Here is a 16,163-nt window from a genome sequence, read left to right as displayed (position 1 = left end):
CGACTGTGGAAAGACGGGGATCGGGGCGGGATGGATTCGTACGACGACAAGGGTGAGAATCCGGCGCCACCACCGGAGCCACCACCGGGTCCGGCGCCGGGACCGTCGCAGGGGATAGCGGGGCTCTCCTTCCGGTACCAAGTGGTCGCCGCGCTCGCTCTCGCGGTCGTCGGACTGGTCGCCGTGGGCCATGTGGCCATGGTGTTCCTGCATGTCGCGCCCGACAACACGGTCTCCAAGAAGTACGGCGAGCAGGTCGGCGACTGGGTCTTTCCGGAGTTCGAGCAGAACTGGAAACTCTTCGCGCCCAACCCCCTCCAGCAGAACATCGCCGTCGAGGTGCGCGCCGAGGTGGACAAGGCGGACGGCTCGCGCGGCACGACCGGCTGGATCAACCTGTCCGCCGAGGACGGCGCGGCGATCCGCGGCAACCCCCTCCCCAGCCATGTCGACCAGAACGAGCTGCGCCGGGGCTGGGACTTCTTCGTCAACTCCCACGACGACAAGGCCCGCCCCGACGGTCTGCGCGGACAGCTCTCCGAGAGCTACATACGCCGGATAGTGATGCTGCGCCTGGAGTCGCACGATTTCGGCGGGCCCGTCGAGCGTTTCCAGCTCAGGTCCGCCACCCGGTCCGTCGCGGCGCCCCCGTGGAGTGACGAGAAGATCAACACGAAGCCCGGCTACCGCGTCTTCCCGTGGTGGACCGTGACCCCCGAGGACCTGTCCGAAGGCGTACGGAACGAAGGCGCGGGCACCGGCGACGTGACCGCCGACGGCCGTACGGAGGCCCGCGGATGAGCCGCCCCGCCCGCCCCGGCCGCCCCGCGCACGAGGCGCCCGTCCCGTCCGAGGCGCCTGCGATGTCCGCGGTGTCCGTCAACCGCAAGGCCGCGCTCGCCCTCCGGCGCGTCACGTCCCGGGCCCTCGGCCCGTACCAGAGCGCCGTCGTCCGCATCGGCTTCGCCGCCGCCTGGCTCCTGTTCCTGCTGCGTGAACTGCCCAACCGCCGTGAGCTGTACGGGCCCGGCAGCCCGTGGAGCTGGGACATGGCCCAGCAGCTGATCGCGGGCAACGGCGCGTTCACCACGCTCATGTGGTCCGACAGCGGCGTCTGGTTCGAGATCGTGTACGCCGTCGCCGTACTGTCCAGCGCCCTGCTGATGATCGGCTGGCGCACCCGCACCATGTCCGTGCTCTTCATGGTGGGCGTGCTGTCCCTCCAGAACCGCAGCATCTTCATGGGCGACGGCGGCGACAACGTCATCCACCTGATGGCGATCTATCTGGTGCTCACGCGCTGCGGCCAGGTCTGGTCGCTGGACGCCCGCCGGAAGGCCCGCGCCGCGCGCGTCGTGGCGTCCGGCGGGACCGCGCCGCCGGACCGGGTCGGACCGCTCCTGTGGGTCGTGCTCGGCGTGGCCCTGCTGGGCACGCTGCTGGACACGACCGGCGGCGAGTGGTGGGTGACGGCGCTGCTGTGGACGCTGTGGCTCTCCCAGGGGCTGTGGTGGGCGGTGAACCGTTTCGCGCCGAGGAGCGAGCCGCGCGCGCTGCTGGACGTCATCGCGAACCTCACGCACAACGGCACGCTCGCCGTGATCATGGTGGAGGTCTGTCTGATCTACGCCACGGCCGGCTGGTACAAGATCCAGGGCTCTCGCTGGCAGGACGGCACCGCGCTGTACTACCCGCTGAACCTGGACTACTTCGCCCCCTGGCCCGCTCTCTCCGACATCCTGGCGTCCAGCGGCGTGATCGTGCTGCTGCTGACGTACGGGACCGTCATGGTGCAGGTCGCGTTCCCGTTCACGCTCTTCAACCGGCGGGTCAAGAACGTCCTGCTGGTGGCCATGATCCTGGAGCACGCGGGCATCGCCGTCCTGCTCGGGCTGCCGTTCTTCTCGCTCGCGATGATCGCGGCCGACGCCGTCTTCCTGCCGACGGGCTTCCTGGTGTGGGTCGGCGACGCGGTGACCGGGCTGCGGCGACGGTTCACCGCGCACCCGCCTCATGAGGACGACGACGGGGACAGGGGTCAGGACAGAGGCGGGGACACCGTCCCGGATCAGCGCCGGAAGGACGACGCCGGGTCGGGCGGGCACGACACGACGCCTCCGGCGCCGCCCGGCACCGACGTGGACTCCCCGCTCGTCCGGTGACGGCCGTACCCGCGCGCCCGCCTACGCTGGGGCGATGAACGACGTCGATCCCACGAGCGCCCTGCGGCTGTGGCACGAGACCGCCCCCGGCGCCGTGGTGCTCGACGGCTTCCACGCGCTGAAGCACGCGCTGCGGTTCGGGGCGGACGTGCGGCTCGCCGTCACCAGTGACAAGGAGTCCGTCCTCGCCCTCGCGGCCGAACTCGCCGACGACCTGACCGGCACACTCCGGCGGTCCGTCGTCGAAGTGCCGGCCGACGACCTGCGGGATCTGGTGCCGAAGGTGCACCCGACGCGGGTGGTGGCCCTGGCGGTCAGGCGCGGGCGTACGGAGAACCTGGCCGAGCTGGCGGCGGCGCCCCGGCACTCGCCGGTCGTCGTCCTCGACAATCCGCGCAATCTCGGGAACGTCGGGGCCGTGGTGCGCCTCGCGGCCGGCTTCGGGGCGACCGGGGTGGTGACCACCGGAGACCTTGACCCCTGGCATCCGAACGTCGTCCGTGCGGGCGCCGGGCTGCATTTCGCCACCGTCGTGGAGCGGCTGTCCCCCGACGCGTTCCCCCCGGGCCCGCTGTACGCCCTGGATCCGGAGGGCGACGACATCCGGTCGGTGACGCTCCCCGACGACGCGCTGCTCGCCTTCGGCTCCGAGCGGCACGGACTCTCCGCCGAACTGCGGGAGCGGGCCGACACGTTGCTGGCGCTGCCGATGCGGCCCCAGGTCTCCAGCTACAACCTCGCCACCAGCGTGGCCATGACGCTGTTCCACTGGGGCGGCCCGAACTGACCCGCGCCCGGCCGCCGTTGGACGGCCGGGTGCGGGTGCGGGTGTCACGCCTGGCGGCGGACCTCCACCGTACGGAAGCGGTTGGCCACGAACGCCGCGTCGCACAGCGCCGCGTTCGCCGCAGGATTGCCGCCGGAGCCGTGGAAGTCGGAGAAGGCCGCCGTCTGGTTCACATAGACGCCGCCCGTCAGATTCAGGGACAGCTGGGCCAGCTCCTCCAGACAGACGTCCTCGACGGCACGCTCCGTCTCCGCCGACGTCGTGTACGCCCCGACGGTCATCGCGCCCTTGTCGCGCACCGTACGGCGCAGCAGCTCCAGCGCCTCCTCGGTCGAGTCCACGGCGACCGCGAACGAGACCGGGCCGAAGCACTCGGCGAGATACGGCGCCTCGGAGCCGTCCCCACCCGCCGCCGCGTCCCACTGCTTGCGCGAGCCGTCGGACTTGACGATCACCGGCGTGCGGACCACCGCGTCCGGGAAGTCCGGGTTGGCGATCTCGCGCGACGCGAGCGCCACGTCGCCCAGAGAGGCCGCGGCCTCCAGCCGCCCCTTCACGTCCGGGTTGACCAGGGCGCCGAGCAGGCCGTTCGCGCGGGCGTCGTCGCCCAGCAGACCGCTCACCGAGGCCGCCAGGTCGGCGACCACCTCGTCGTACGACTTCGGGCCCGCGTCCGTGGAGATGCCGTCGCGCGGGATGAGGAGATTCTGCGGGGTCGTGCACATCTGGCCGCTGTAGAGCGAGAGTGAGAAGGCCAGATTGGCGAGCATGCCCTTGTAGTCGTCGGTGGAGTCCACGACGACCGTGTTGACCCCCGCCTTCTCCGTGTAGACCTGCGCCTGGCGGGCGTTGGTCTCCAGCCAGTCGCCGAAGGCGGTGGACCCGGTGTAGTCGATGATCTTGACCTCGGGCCGTACGGCCAGGGTCTTCGCGACGCCCTCGCCGGGGCGCTCGGCGGCCAGCGCGACCAGATTCGGGTCGAAGCCGGCCTCGGCGAGCACCTCGCGGGCCACCTTCACCGTGAGGGCGAGGGGCAGCACCGCGCGCGGGTGCGGCTTGACGAGGACCGGATTGCCGGTGGCCAGCGAGGCGAACAGGCCCGGATAGCCGTTCCACGTCGGGAAGGTGTTGCAGCCGATCAGCAGCGAGACACCGCGCGGCGCGGCCGTGAAGGACTTCCGCAGCTCCAGAGGGTCGCGCTTGCCCTGCGGCTTGGACCAGTCGGCGTCGCCGGGCGTGCGGGTCTGCTCCCCGTACGCGTACGCCACCGCCTCCAGGCCGCGGTCCTGGGCGTGCGGTCCGCCCGCCTGGAACGCCATCATGAACGCCTGCCCGCTCGTGTGCATCACGGCGTGGGCGAACTCGTGGGTGCGGGCGCTGATCCGGGCCAGGATCTCCAGGCAGACCAGAGCGCGTGTCTCGGGTCCCGCCGCGCGCCAGGCGCTCATGCCCGCGCGCATGGCGGGCAGCAGGACGTCCACATCGGCGTGCGGATACTCGACGCCCAGCTCCGGGCCGTACGGCGAGACCTCGCCGCCCGTCCAGCCGTCGGTGCCCGGCTGGTCGAGGTCGATACGGGTGCCGTGCAGGGCCTTGAACGCGGCCAGGCCGTCGGCCGGCGCGCTCTCGCCGTACGCCTTCGGGTGCTCGGGGTGCGGCGACCAGTAGGCACGCGTGCGAATCGCGTCGAGGGCCTGGTCGAGCGTGGGCCGGTGCTTCTCGGTGAGCTGCTGGGGGCTGAGCTGGGCGGCCATGACTGACCAACTCCTCTTCGAGCTGGGCGGGACAGGGACAGGAGCGACAAGGGGACATGGGCAACGGACAGAGTTAGAGTAACCGAACGATCGGTCGGTACAAGGGGGGCTGTGGAAAACCCGCGCTTTCCGGCCGCCTCTCCCGCCGCCCGGCCCGCCGGCGCGGACGGTGTCGTTCCGGTCAGTTCCGGCTGATCGCCACCCGAGACCGGCCGCCTTGGGGAGGTCCCGTACCGCGGCGGAAGTCCATACAGGAGGATCGGGTTCATGACTGCAATCGAGCGCTCCCGCGTCGTCGCGGTGGTCGGCACCGGCACGATGGGACAGGGAATCGCCCAGGTGGCTCTCGTCGCCGGCCATCCCGTGCGCCTCTACGACGCCCTGCCCGGCCGCGCCCAGCAGGCGGCGGAGGCCGTCGGAGCCCGGCTGGACCGGCTGACGGAGAAGGGCCGGCTGGACGCGGCGGCCCGCGACAGCGCCAAGGCCCGGCTGCTCCCCGCCGCCGAACTGTCCGAACTCGCCGACGCCGCGCTCGTCGTCGAAGCCGTCCTGGAACAACTGGCGGTCAAACAGGAGCTGTTCACGGCGCTGGAGGACATCGTCGGCGACGACTGCCTGCTCGCCACCAACACCTCCTCCCTCTCCGTCACGGCCGTCGCCGGCGCCCTGCGCCGCCCCGGCCGCTTCGTCGGCCTGCACTTCTTCAACCCCGCCCCCCTCCTGCCCCTGGTCGAGGTCGTCAGCGGCCACGCGACGGACGGGACGACGGCCACGCGCGCGTGGGCGACGGCGGCGGCGTGGGGCAAGACCCCGGTGCGCTGCGCCGACACCCCGGGCTTCGTCGTGAACCGCGTCGCCCGCCCCTACTACGCCGAGGCGCTGCGCCTGCACGAGGAGCGGGCCGCCGACCCCGCGACCATCGACGCCGTCCTGCGCGAGTGCGGCGGCTTCCGGATGGGCCCCTTCGAGCTGACCGATCTCATCGGCCAGGACGTCAACGAGGCGGTCACCCGCTCCGTCTGGGAGTCCTTCTTCCAGGACGCCAGATTCACCCCCTCCCTCGCCCAGCGGCGCCTCGTGGAGTCGGGCCGGCTCGGCCGCAAGTCGGGCCGGGGCTGGTTCGGTTACGAGGACGGCGCCGCCGCGCCCGTACCGGACACCGCGCCCCCCGCCGACCCGCCGTCGTCCGTCGTCGTCCAGGGCGAGCTGTTCGTGGCGGCGGCGCTGCCCGAGCTGATCGAGGAGGCCGGGATCGAGGTCATACGTAAGGACGACGCCGTCCCCGGACTCCCCGGCTGGCTCGAACTGCCCTGCGGCACCCGGCTGTTCCTCACGGACGGCGAGGCGGCGGACAGCTTCGACCCACCGCTGATCCACTTCGACCTCGCGCTCGACTACCGCACCGCGACCCGGATAGCCCTCGCGCCGTCCGCCGCGGTGCCCGAGGAGTCGGTCCGTACGGCCGTCGGGCTCTTCCAGGCGCTCGGCAAGCAGGTGAGTGTGATCGCCGACGTCCCCGGCATGATCGTGGGACGGACGGTCGCCATGCTCGTCGACTTCGCGCTCGACGCCGAGGCACGCGGCGTCGCGTCCGCCGAGGACATCGACACCGCCATGCGGCTCGGGGTGAACTACCCGCGCGGACCGCTCGACTGGGGCGCCGAGCTGGGGGCCGACCGGACGCTCTATCTGCTGGAGCGGCTGCACGAGGAGTATCCGTCCGGCCGGTACGCCGCCTCCCAGGCGCTGCGCCGTCTCGCGGCCGCCGAGGCCGCGTCGGAAGGAGCGGGCTCATGACGACCGCCAAGCGGGACACGTACACCCCCGAGACGCTGCTGACCGTCGCCGTCGGCGTCTTCAACGAACGCGGCTACGACGGCACGTCGATGGAGCATCTGTCGAAGGCCGCGGGCATCTCCAAGTCCTCGATCTACCACCATGTGGCGGGCAAGGAGGAACTGCTGCGCCGTGCGGTCAGCCGGGCCATCGACGGTCTCTTCGGGATCCTCGACGAGCCGGGCGCCGGGCGCGGCCGGGCCATCGAGCAGGTCGAGTACGTGACGCGCCGCACCGTCGAGGTCCTGATGGCGGAGCTGCCCTACGTGACCCTGCTCCTGCGGGTGCGGGGCAACACCAGGACCGAGCGCTGGGCCATGGAGCGGCGGCGTGAGTTCGACCAGCGGGTCGCCGATCTGCTCAAGGCGGCGGCGACCGACGGCGACCTCCGCGCGGACATGGACATCCGGCTCGCGACGCGGCTGCTCTTCGGCATGATCAACTCGCTGGTGGAGTGGTACCGGCCGCAGGCGGCCGGTGGCTACGACAGTGACCAGGTGGCCGAGGCGGTCGTACGGATGGCCTTCGACGGGCTGCGTACGGAACCCTCCTAGGCGCTCACCCCCGACCCGCCCCCGGCGCCGTTTCAGGGCGCGGGCGGGGCCTTCGGGTCGAGGTCGGTCTCCTCGAAGACCAGCAGGGTGCGGGTGGACAGCACCTCGGGGATCGACTGGAGCCGCGTCAGCACCAGCTCCCGCAGCGTCCGGTTGTCCGGCGCGTGGACCAGCAGCAGCACGTCGAAATCGCCGCTGACCAGCGCGATGTGCGTGGCGCCCGGCAACTCCTGGAGCTGTTCGCGCACGGTGCGCCAGGAGTTCTGCACGATCTTGAGCGTGATGTAGGCGGAGGCGCCCTGACCTGCCCGTTCGTGGTTGATCCTGGCGCCGAACCCCCGGATGACACGGTCCTCGATGAGCCGGTTGATCCGGGCGTACGCGTTGGCGCGCGAGACATGGACGCGCTCGGCCACCGACCGTATCGAGGCGCGGCCGTCCGTCTGGAGGATGCGCAGGATGTCGCGGTCGATCGCGTCCAGCGGCCGGGGCGGGGGCTCCTGCCCGGTCCGCTCCCAGCCCTCGGCCATTTGTTCAGCCGTCATGTCCCCCACCTCTCCGCTCTTGGACACCTTGTGCCCATCCCAGGCTGTGCAGAACCGTTTGTCCACAGGCTGAAGCCGCCAGTAGCCAAATTGGCATGGCGACCGAACAATCGGTAGGTGAGGCGCACCACATTTCCGCGCGCCGCCCATGCCCGCTCCCATGAGGAGGTGCACGCGTTGAAGAAGAGCAGCACGACGGTCCAGGAGCCCCCGGGTGCCGTCGTCCACCGGTCCACCCCGCCCCCGGCGTGGCAGCCCCGCACGGACCCCGCCCCGTTGCTCCCCGACCGCGAGCCGTACCGCGTACTGGGTACGGAAGCCGCGGCGGACATCGACCCCGAGCTGCTGCTGCGGCTGTACGCGGAGCTGGTCCGCGGCCGTCGGTTCAACGCGCAGGCCACCGCCCTCACCAAGCAGGGCCGACTCGCCGTCTACCCGTCGAGCACCGGTCAGGAGGCCTGCGAGGTCGCCGCGGCCCTGGTGCTCCAGGAGCAGGACTGGCTCTTCCCCAGCTACCGCGACACCCTCGCCGTCGTGGCGCGCGGCCTGGACCCCGTCCAGGCCCTCACGCTGCTGCGCGGCGACTGGCACACGGGATACGACCCCCGCGAGCACCGCATCGCCCCGCTCTCCACACCGCTGGCCACCCAGCTGCCGCACGCCGTCGGGCTGGCGCACGCCGCGCGCCTCAAGGGCGACGACGTGGTCGCGCTCGCCCTGGTCGGCGACGGCGGCACCAGCGAGGGGGACTTCCACGAGGCGCTGAACTTCGCCGCCGTATGGAAGGCACCTGTCGTCTTCTTCGTGCAGAACAACGGCTTCGCGATCTCCGTCCCGCTCGCCAAGCAGACCGCCGCGCCGTCGCTGGCCCACAAGGCCGTCGGCTACGGAATGCCGGGCAGGCTGGTCGACGGGAACGACGCGCCGGCGGTGCACACGGTGCTCAGCGAGGCCGTGCGGCGCGCCAGGAGCGGCGGCGGCCCGACGCTCATCGAGGCCGTGACCTACCGCATCGAGGCTCATACGAACGCGGACGACGCGACGCGCTACCGCGGCGACGGCGAGGTCGAGGCGTGGCGGGCCCACGACCCGGTCCGGCTGCTGGAGCACGAGCTGACGGAGCGCGGGATGCTCGACGAGGACGGAATCAGGAAGGCCGCCGACGACGCCGACGCGATGGCCGCGCGGCTGCGCGACCGGATGAACGCCGAGCCGGAGCTGGACCCCATGGATCTGTTCGCGCACGTCTACGCGGAGCAGACGTCGCAACTGCGCGAGCAGGCGGCCCAGTTGCGGGCCGAGCTGGACGCCTCGGCCGAGCCGGCCGACGGCGTGGCGGGACAGGGTGAGGCGCGATGACCACCACCGTTGCCGCCAAGGCGGCCGGGACCGCCAAGGTGGCGAAGCCGGCCACCATGGCGCAGGCGTTGCAGCGCGCGATGCGTGACGCGATGGCCGAGGACCCGACCGTGCACGTCCTCGGTGAGGACGTCGGCACGCTCGGCGGGGTCTTCCGGGTCACCGACGGACTCGCCGCCGAGTTCGGCGAGGACCGCTGTACGGACACACCGCTGGCCGAGGCGGGGATCCTGGGCACGGCCGTCGGCATGGCGATGTACGGGCTGCGGCCCGTCGTGGAGATGCAGTTCGACGCCTTCGCCTATCCGGCGTTCGAGCAACTGATCAGCCATGTCGCCAAGATGCGCAACCGCACGCGCGGCGCGCTGCCGCTGCCGATCACCATCCGGGTGCCGTACGGCGGCGGGATCGGCGGGGTCGAGCACCACAGCGACTCCTCCGAGGCGTACTACATGGCGACGCCCGGCCTTCATGTCGTCACCCCGGCGACGGTCGACGACGCGTACGGGCTGCTGCGGGCCGCCATCGCCTCCGACGACCCGGTGGTCTTCCTGGAGCCCAAGCGGCTGTACTGGTCGAAGGCGCAGTGGTCGCCCGAGGCGCCGGCCACGGTGGAGCCGATCGGCCGCGCCGTCGTGCGGCGTACGGGACTGAGCGCCACGCTCGTCACGTACGGCCCCTCCCTCACCGTCTGTCTGGAGGCGGCGGAGGCGGCGCGCGCGGAGGGCTGGGACCTGGAAGTGGTGGACCTGCGCTCGCTGGTGCCCTTCGACGACGAGACGGTCGTCGCCTCCGTACGGCGCACGGGCCGCGCGGTGGTCGTCCACGAGTCCAACGGCTTCGGCGGGCCCGGCGGGGAGATCGCCGCCCGGATCGGCGAGCGGTGCTTCCACCATCTGGAGGCGCCGGTGCTGCGGGTCGCCGGATTCGACATCCCGTATCCGCCGCCGATGCTGGAACAGCACCATCTGCCGGGTGTGGACCGGGTGCTCGACGCGGTCGCGCGGCTTCAGTGGGAGGCGGACAGCTGATGGCCCAGGTGCTCGAATTCAAACTGCCGGATCTCGGTGAGGGGCTGACCGAGGCCGAGATCGTCCGCTGGCTGGTGGCGGTCGGCGACGTCGTCGCGATCGACCAGCCCGTCGTCGAGGTCGAGACGGCCAAGGCGATGGTGGAGGTGCCGTGTCCCTACGGGGGCGTGGTCACCGCGCGGTACGGCGAGGAGGGCACGGAGCTGCCGGTCGGCGCGCCGCTGCTGACCGTCGCCGTGGGCGCGTCGGAGCCGGCACCGGTCGCCGCCGGGAGTTCGGGCTCGGGCTCGGGTGCTGGTTCGGACGCCGGGGCCGGATCGGCCGAGACGTCGGGGAACGTGCTGGTCGGATACGGCACGGGCGCTCCGGCGGCCCGGCGTCGCCGGGTCCGCCCCGCGACGGCCGTCGTCACGCGCACGGCCGCACCTGTCGCGCTGGTCGATCCGTTGCCGGCGCCCGCACCCGATCGCTCCGGGCCCGTTCCGGTCATCTCGCCTCTCGTGCGGCGGCTGGCCCGGCAGAACGGGCTCGACCTCCGGGAGCTGGTCGGATCGGGCCGGGACGGGCTGATCCTGCGGTGCGACGTCGAGTTGGCCATCGAGCGGATCGAGCAGGCCGTACAGCCGCCGTCCGCGTCGGCGCCCACGCCCGCGCCCGCCGTGTCCGGGGCGGTCACCGAGCGCGTACCGCTGCGCGGTGTGCGGGGCGCGGTCGCCGACAAGCTCAGCCGCAGCCGGCGTGAGATCCCGGAGGCGACCTGCTGGGTCGACGCGGACGCGACGGAGCTGATGGCGGCCAGGACCGCCGCGAACGCGGCGGGCGGCCCGAAGATCTCCCTCATCGCCCTGCTGGCGCGGATCTGCACGGCGGCGCTCGCGCGGTTCCCGGAGCTCAACTCCACGGTGGACATGGAGGCCAGGGAGATCGTCCGCCTGCGCGACGTCCATCTCGGGTTCGCGGCCCAGACCGAGCGCGGGCTGGTCGTCCCCGTCGTACGGAACGCGCAGAGCCGCTCGGCTGAGTCGCTGAGCGCGGAGTTCGCCCGGCTGACGGAGGCGGGCAGGTCGGGGACGCTGACCCCCGGCGATCTGACCGGCGGGACGTTCACGCTGAACAACTACGGCGTGTTCGGCGTCGACGGCTCCACGCCGATCATCAACCACCCGGAGGCCGCGATGCTCGGCATCGGCCGCATCGTCGCCAAGCCGTGGGTGCACCAGGGCGAGTTGGCCGTACGTCAGGTCGTCCAGCTCTCCCTCACCTTCGACCACCGGGTGTGCGACGGCGGCACGGCGGGCGGCTTCCTCCGGTACGTGGCGGACTGCGTGGAACAACCGGCGGTGCTGCTGCGCACGTTGTAGGGCGCGCCCGGGTGCGCGACGGGGTGCGGGCCCGAGTACGCGCCCGGGTACGGACCGGGGTACAGGCCCGGGGACGTGCCCGTGCACCCGTCCGGCAGCGCGGTCGTACATCACGGTCGTACATCGCATACGTTCTGACGCGCGATCGCGGCCCATACTTCAGTCATGACCATGAGCGCCCATGACGCCATCGTGCTCGCCGGAGGTGCCGCCAAGCGGCTCGGCGGAGTCGACAAGCCCGCCGTCAGCGTCGGTGGGCGGGCTCTGCTCGACCGGGTGCTCGGTGCGTGCGGCGGTGCCGCGCGGACCGTGGTCGTGGGCGGTCGGCGGCCCACGGCGCGGCCCGTCCACTGGGCGCGCGAGGAGCCGCCCGGCGGCGGCCCGGTCGCCGCGCTCGACGCGGGAGTCCGGCAGGTCGAGGCGGACACCGTGCTCGTCCTCTCCGCCGACCTGCCGTTTCTGAAGCGGGAGACGACGTCCCGGCTCCTGGACGTACTCGCGGCGGACGGCGCACGCGAGGGAGCGCTGCTCACCGACCCCGACGGCCGCGACCAGCCGCTGGTCGCGGCGTACCGTACGGAACCGCTGCGCCGCGAGATCGCCCTCCTCGCCACCGAGTACGGCAGCCTCGCCGGGCTGCCGCTACGACTGCTGACGCATGAACTCGACCTCGCCCGGGTCGCCGCGGATGCCGACCCGCTCGCGTCCTTCGACTGCGACACCTGGGAAGACATCTCCGCGGCGCGGGCACGCATCAGGGAGCATGGGACCGTGCTGGACGAATGGATCACCGCAGTCAAGGACGAACTCGGCTACGAGCTGGACGTCGACATCACCGTCCTCCTCGATCTCGCCCGCGACGCCGCGCACGGTGTGGCCCGCCCCGCCGCGCCGCTGACGACCTTCCTGGTCGGGTACGCGGCGGGCCGCGCCGCCGCCGGCGGCGGAGGTCCCGAGGCGGTGGCCGAGGCGTCCCGGAAGGCCACGGCGCTCGCTCTGCGCTGGGCCGACGAGGCGGCCGAGGACGGCGGCAAGGCCAAGGGGGCCGACGCCGGATGACGGCTCAGGACCGCGAGGTCGACGGCGTCGAGGACGTCCTCGCGCTGTTCGCCAGGCAGCCGCACCCGGCTCCCTGCGAAGAACCGGCCACCGAGCCGCACCCCGCCCAGGACCAGCACCCCGCCCAGGACCAGCACCACGACCAGGCCCGCAACGCCACGCCCCCGAAGTCCGGGCCCGCCGACACGAGAGGGCATCGCGCGTCGCCGTGGGCCGAGGCACGTGCGATCGCCGCCCGCGCCGGCCGCTCGACGGCCACCGCCACCAACCCCGCAGGAGCCACCCCCCGCACCCGCCGCGTCCCTCTCGAACAGGCCCTGGGACACGTCCTCGCCGAGCCCCTGGCCGCGCTCACCGACCTGCCCTCCTTCGACACCTCCGCGATGGACGGCTGGGCCGTCTCCGGACCGGGCCCCTGGTCCGTACGACCTGTGGGGCCCACCCAGGACACGGCCCAAGACACCACCCACGACACGGCGTCCACCCCCGGCATCCTCGCCGGTCACGCCGCCACCACCGCGCTCCCCGACGGCACAGCCGTACGGATCGCCACGGGCGCCCGTGTCCCGCCCGACACCACCGCCGTGATCCGCAGCGAGCACGCCCGTACGGACACCACCGGCCATCTCCATGCCGAACGCCAGGTGGTCCACGGCCAGGACATCCGCCCCCGCGCCCAGGAGTGCCGCTCCGGCGACCAACTCCTGCCCGCAGGCGCCGTGGTGACCCCGGCGGTGCTCGGCCTGGCCGCCGCCGCGGGCTACGACGAACTGCTCACCGCCCGCCGCCCGACCGTCGACATCCTGGTCCTCGGCGACGAACTGCTCGTCCGTGGGCTTCCCCACGACGGTCTCATCCGCGACGCGCTCGGCCCGATGATCGCGCCCTGGCTGCGCGCGCTCGGCGCCGATGTCATCGACACCCGCCGAGTCGCCGACGACGCCCACGCCCTGTACCGGGCGGTCACCGAGTCCGACGCCGATCTGGTCCTCACCACGGGCGGTACGGCCGCCGGCCCCGTCGACCATGTCCACCCCGTGCTCGCCGAGGCGGGCGCCGAACTGCTCGTGGACGGCGTCGCCGTACGCCCCGGCCACCCCATGCTGCTGGCCAGGCTCGCCTCCGGCCGCCATCTGGTGGGCCTCCCGGGCAATCCGCTCGCCGCCGTCTCCGGGCTGCTGACGCTGGCCGAGCCCCTGCTGCGGGCACTCGGCGGGCGGGCGGACCAGCCCGCGTACCACGCGCCCGTACGGGACGAGGTGCACGGCCACCCGTACGACACCCGGCTCGTGCCCTTCGTCCACCGCGACGACCGGCTCGTGCCGCTGCGCTACAACGGTCCCGCCATGCTGCGCGGGATCGCCGTCGCCGACGGACTCGCCGTTGTGCCGCCCGGCGGCGCGCGGCCGGGGGACGAGCTGGAAGTCCTCGACCTGCCCTGGGCCGCCTGGGCCGACGCCGGCGCCTCCATCGACGACGGGTGTTTCACGTGAAACTTCCCGGCCACGACGCGATGGCGCGTCATGCCGACGAACACCTGGTCACCAGCCGGGTGAAGCTGCCGCGCCGGATCGTCGACCGGCCGCTGCGGCAGGTCAGCAAGCGGCTGTTGATGGCGCTCGGGGTGCTGGCGACCACGGTCTTCATCGTCTGGATCGACCGCACCGGCTACCACGACAACTCCGACAACTCGGTCGATCTGCTCGACTCCGTCTACTACGCCACCGTCACCCTCTCCACCACGGGTTACGGCGATATCGTCCCGTACAGCGACGCGGCCCGGCTCATCAACGTCGTGCTGGTCACGCCGCTGCGCGTGCTCTTCCTGATCATCCTGGTCGGCACCACTCTTGAGGTCCTCACGGAGCGCACCCGGGAGGAGTGGCGGCTGAACCGCTGGAGGTCCAACTTGCGTGACCACACGATCATTGTCGGCTTCGGTACCAAGGGCCGGTCGGCGATGCAGACCCTCTGTGCCACCGGGCTCAAGAAGGACCAGATCGTCATCGTCGACCCGAGCGCGAAGGTGATCGAGGCGGCCAACGCGGACGGGTTCGTGGGTGTCATCGGCGACGCGACCCGCAGCGATGTGCTGCTACGGGCCGAACTCCAGCGGGCCCGGCAGATCGTGATCGCCACTCAGCGGGACGACACGGCCGTGCTGGTCGCACTGACCGCGCGTCAGCTCAACCGTGGAGCGAAGATCGTCGCCGCCGTGCGTGAGGAGGAGAACGCGCCGCTGCTGCGCCAGTCCGGCGCGGACGCCGTGATCACCAGCGCCAGCGCGGCGGGCCGGCTGCTCGGGCTCTCGGTGCTGAGCCCCGTCGCGGGCACGGTGATGGAGGACCTGATCCAGCAGGGCAGCGGCCTCGACCTCATCGAACGGCCGGTGATAAAGGCCGAGGTGGGGCGCGGCGTACGGGAGACGGACGACCTGATCGTCAGCGTCCTGCGCGGGCACCGGCTGCTGGGGTACGACGATCCGGCGGCCAGTCCGCTGCAGCTCACCGACCGGTTGATCACGATCGTACGGGCGGATACTCCCAACCCGGAGCAGAACAAGGCGGATTGACCCGGCAGGCCACCCTCCCTCAGCAGCCCGAACAGGACCTGGCCCGGTATCGGTACTGCGGACAGGGCCGGGGGGTAGCCTCCCGAGCATGTATGCGATCACGATTCCGGAACCCGGTGGCCCCGAGGCGCTCGTCTGGGCCGAAGTGCCCGATCCCGTACTCGCCGAGGGCGAAGTCCTCGTCGACGTCGTGGCGAGCGCGGTCAACCGCGCCGATCTGCTGCAACGCCAGGGCTTCTACGATCCGCCGCCCGGCTCGTCCCCGTACCCCGGTCTGGAGTGCGCGGGCCGCGTCGCCGCGCTCGGCCCCGGCACCGAGGCGTCGGGCTGGTCGGTCGGCGACGAGGTGTGCGCCCTGCTCTCGGGCGGCGGTTACGCGGAGAAGGTCGCCGTCCCCGTGGGCCAGCTCCTCCCCGTACCCGACGGCCTGGACCTGGCGACGGCCGCCGTACTTCCCGAAGTGACCTGCACCGTCTGGTCGAACGTCTTCATGATCGCCCATCTGCGGCCCGGCGAGACGCTGTTGGCGCACGGCGGCGCGAGCGGTATCGGCACGATGGCGATCCAGCTCGCGAAGTCGGTCGGCGCGCGGGTCGCCGTCACGGCGGGCGGGCCCGAGAAGCTGGCGCGCTGCGCCGAGTTGGGCGCGGACATCCTGATCGACTACCGGGAGCAGGACTTCGTCGACGAGCTGAAGAAGGCCACGGACGGGGCGGGCGCGGACGTCATCCTCGACATCGTCGGCGCGAAGTATCTCGACCGCAATGTGAAGGCCCTGGCCGTCAACGGGCGGCTCGCCGTCATCGGTCTCCAGGGCGGTGTGAAGGGTGAACTCAACCTGGCCGCCCTGCTGGGCAAGCGCGCCGCGATCACGGCGACTTCACTGCGCGGACGCCCGCTCGGCGAGAAGGCGTCGATCGTCGCCGCCGTACGGGAGCATGTCTGGCCGCTGATCGGCGCCGGGCAGGTGCGGCCCATCGTGGACCGCACGTTCCCGATGTCGGACGCGGCCGAGGCGCATCGCGCGCTGGAGGCGGGCGAACACATCGGCAAGATCCTGCTGCTGCGCCCGTAGCCGGAACACGGCCGGAGCCGGAGCCGGAGCCAGGTCAGGTGCGGTCGGTCTTCGTAGCCCGCGAAGAC

The 16,163-nt window shown here is 72.3% G+C and carries 14 protein-coding genes; 12 read left to right on the top strand and 2 right to left on the bottom strand.

Annotated features, from left to right (window positions below; genetic code table 11):
* Positions 1 to 30: 30 nt before the first annotated feature.
* From ACFT9I_RS08480 to ACFT9I_RS08470, 3 genes are read left to right on the top strand one after another with little or no spacing between them, the layout of a single operon-like run.
* Positions 31 to 801, top strand: a complete 771-nt coding sequence (locus ACFT9I_RS08480; protein WP_382562058.1) for a DUF5819 family protein — start codon at positions 31 to 33, stop codon at positions 799 to 801.
* Positions 798 to 2,162 (top strand): HTTM domain-containing protein, encoded by a 1,365-nt coding sequence (locus tag ACFT9I_RS08475; protein WP_382562056.1) that lies wholly within the window; start codon positions 798 to 800, stop codon positions 2,160 to 2,162. Before ACFT9I_RS08480 ends, ACFT9I_RS08475 begins: the two co-directional genes overlap by 4 nt.
* A gap of 34 nt (positions 2,163 to 2,196) precedes the next feature.
* Positions 2,197 to 2,949, top strand: a complete 753-nt coding sequence (locus ACFT9I_RS08470) for a TrmH family RNA methyltransferase (protein WP_382562055.1) — start codon at positions 2,197 to 2,199, stop codon at positions 2,947 to 2,949.
* A 44-nt stretch (positions 2,950 to 2,993) separates the two neighbouring features.
* Here ACFT9I_RS08470 and paaN read toward each other — a convergent pair whose 3' ends face one another.
* Positions 2,994 to 4,703: a phenylacetic acid degradation protein PaaN gene (gene paaN, locus ACFT9I_RS08465; RefSeq protein WP_382562053.1), complete on the bottom strand. Its 1,710-nt coding sequence runs from the start codon at positions 4,701 to 4,703 to the stop codon at positions 2,994 to 2,996.
* Between the two features lie 267 nt (positions 4,704 to 4,970).
* Between paaN and ACFT9I_RS08460 the strand changes: the two genes are divergently transcribed.
* Both ACFT9I_RS08460 and ACFT9I_RS08455 read left to right on the top strand, forming a co-directional pair.
* Positions 4,971 to 6,500, top strand: coding sequence for a 3-hydroxyacyl-CoA dehydrogenase (locus tag ACFT9I_RS08460; RefSeq protein ID WP_382562051.1), 1,530 nt, complete (start codon positions 4,971 to 4,973; stop codon positions 6,498 to 6,500).
* On the top strand, positions 6,497 to 7,093 hold the full coding sequence (locus ACFT9I_RS08455) for a TetR/AcrR family transcriptional regulator (protein ID WP_382562050.1): 597 nt from the start codon (positions 6,497 to 6,499) through the stop codon (positions 7,091 to 7,093). Before ACFT9I_RS08460 ends, ACFT9I_RS08455 begins: the two co-directional genes overlap by 4 nt.
* Before the next feature lie 32 nt (positions 7,094 to 7,125).
* On the opposite strand, the gene ACFT9I_RS08450 is transcribed toward ACFT9I_RS08455, so the two are convergent.
* Entirely contained in the window at positions 7,126 to 7,623 is a 498-nt protein-coding gene (locus ACFT9I_RS08450; RefSeq protein ID WP_382562283.1) for an Lrp/AsnC family transcriptional regulator, read from the bottom strand.
* Positions 7,624 to 7,815: 192 nt separating this feature from the next.
* Here ACFT9I_RS08450 and pdhA point away from each other — a divergent pair, with 192 nt between their 5' ends.
* From pdhA to ACFT9I_RS08415, 7 genes are all read left to right on the top strand, one after another.
* Complete coding sequence (gene pdhA, locus ACFT9I_RS08445) at positions 7,816 to 8,997, top strand: pyruvate dehydrogenase (acetyl-transferring) E1 component subunit alpha (RefSeq protein WP_382562281.1); 1,182 nt, start codon at positions 7,816 to 7,818, stop codon at positions 8,995 to 8,997.
* Entirely contained in the window at positions 8,994 to 10,028 is a 1,035-nt protein-coding gene (locus tag ACFT9I_RS08440; protein WP_382562048.1) for an alpha-ketoacid dehydrogenase subunit beta, read from the top strand. The genes pdhA and ACFT9I_RS08440 overlap by 4 nt, the downstream gene beginning before the upstream one ends.
* Positions 10,028 to 11,389, top strand: coding sequence for a dihydrolipoamide acetyltransferase family protein (locus tag ACFT9I_RS08435; protein ID WP_382562046.1), 1,362 nt, complete (start codon positions 10,028 to 10,030; stop codon positions 11,387 to 11,389). The genes ACFT9I_RS08440 and ACFT9I_RS08435 overlap by 1 nt, the downstream gene beginning before the upstream one ends.
* Before the next feature lie 171 nt (positions 11,390 to 11,560).
* On the top strand, positions 11,561 to 12,448 hold the full coding sequence (locus tag ACFT9I_RS08430) for an NTP transferase domain-containing protein (RefSeq protein ID WP_382562280.1): 888 nt from the start codon (positions 11,561 to 11,563) through the stop codon (positions 12,446 to 12,448).
* Positions 12,445 to 13,941 (top strand): molybdopterin molybdotransferase MoeA, encoded by a 1,497-nt coding sequence (locus ACFT9I_RS08425; RefSeq protein ID WP_382562044.1) that lies wholly within the window; start codon positions 12,445 to 12,447, stop codon positions 13,939 to 13,941. Before ACFT9I_RS08430 ends, ACFT9I_RS08425 begins: the two co-directional genes overlap by 4 nt.
* Positions 13,942 to 13,961: 20 nt before the next feature.
* The gene (locus ACFT9I_RS08420; RefSeq protein WP_382562278.1) at positions 13,962 to 15,020 is read left to right on the top strand and encodes a potassium channel family protein; all 1,059 of its coding nucleotides are present in this window, start codon (positions 13,962 to 13,964) and stop codon (positions 15,018 to 15,020) included.
* Positions 15,021 to 15,108: 88 nt separating this feature from the next.
* Positions 15,109 to 16,095, top strand: coding sequence for an NAD(P)H-quinone oxidoreductase (locus ACFT9I_RS08415; protein ID WP_382562042.1), 987 nt, complete (start codon positions 15,109 to 15,111; stop codon positions 16,093 to 16,095).
* Positions 16,096 to 16,163: the final 68 nt, after the last annotated feature.

The sequence above is a fragment of the Streptomyces sp. NPDC057137 genome, assembly GCF_042670825.1.
Lineage (GTDB): Bacteria > Actinomycetota > Actinomycetes > Streptomycetales > Streptomycetaceae > Streptomyces.
Note: the sequence above shows the minus strand (reverse complement) of the source record. Positions and strands in the feature narration are given on the sequence as shown.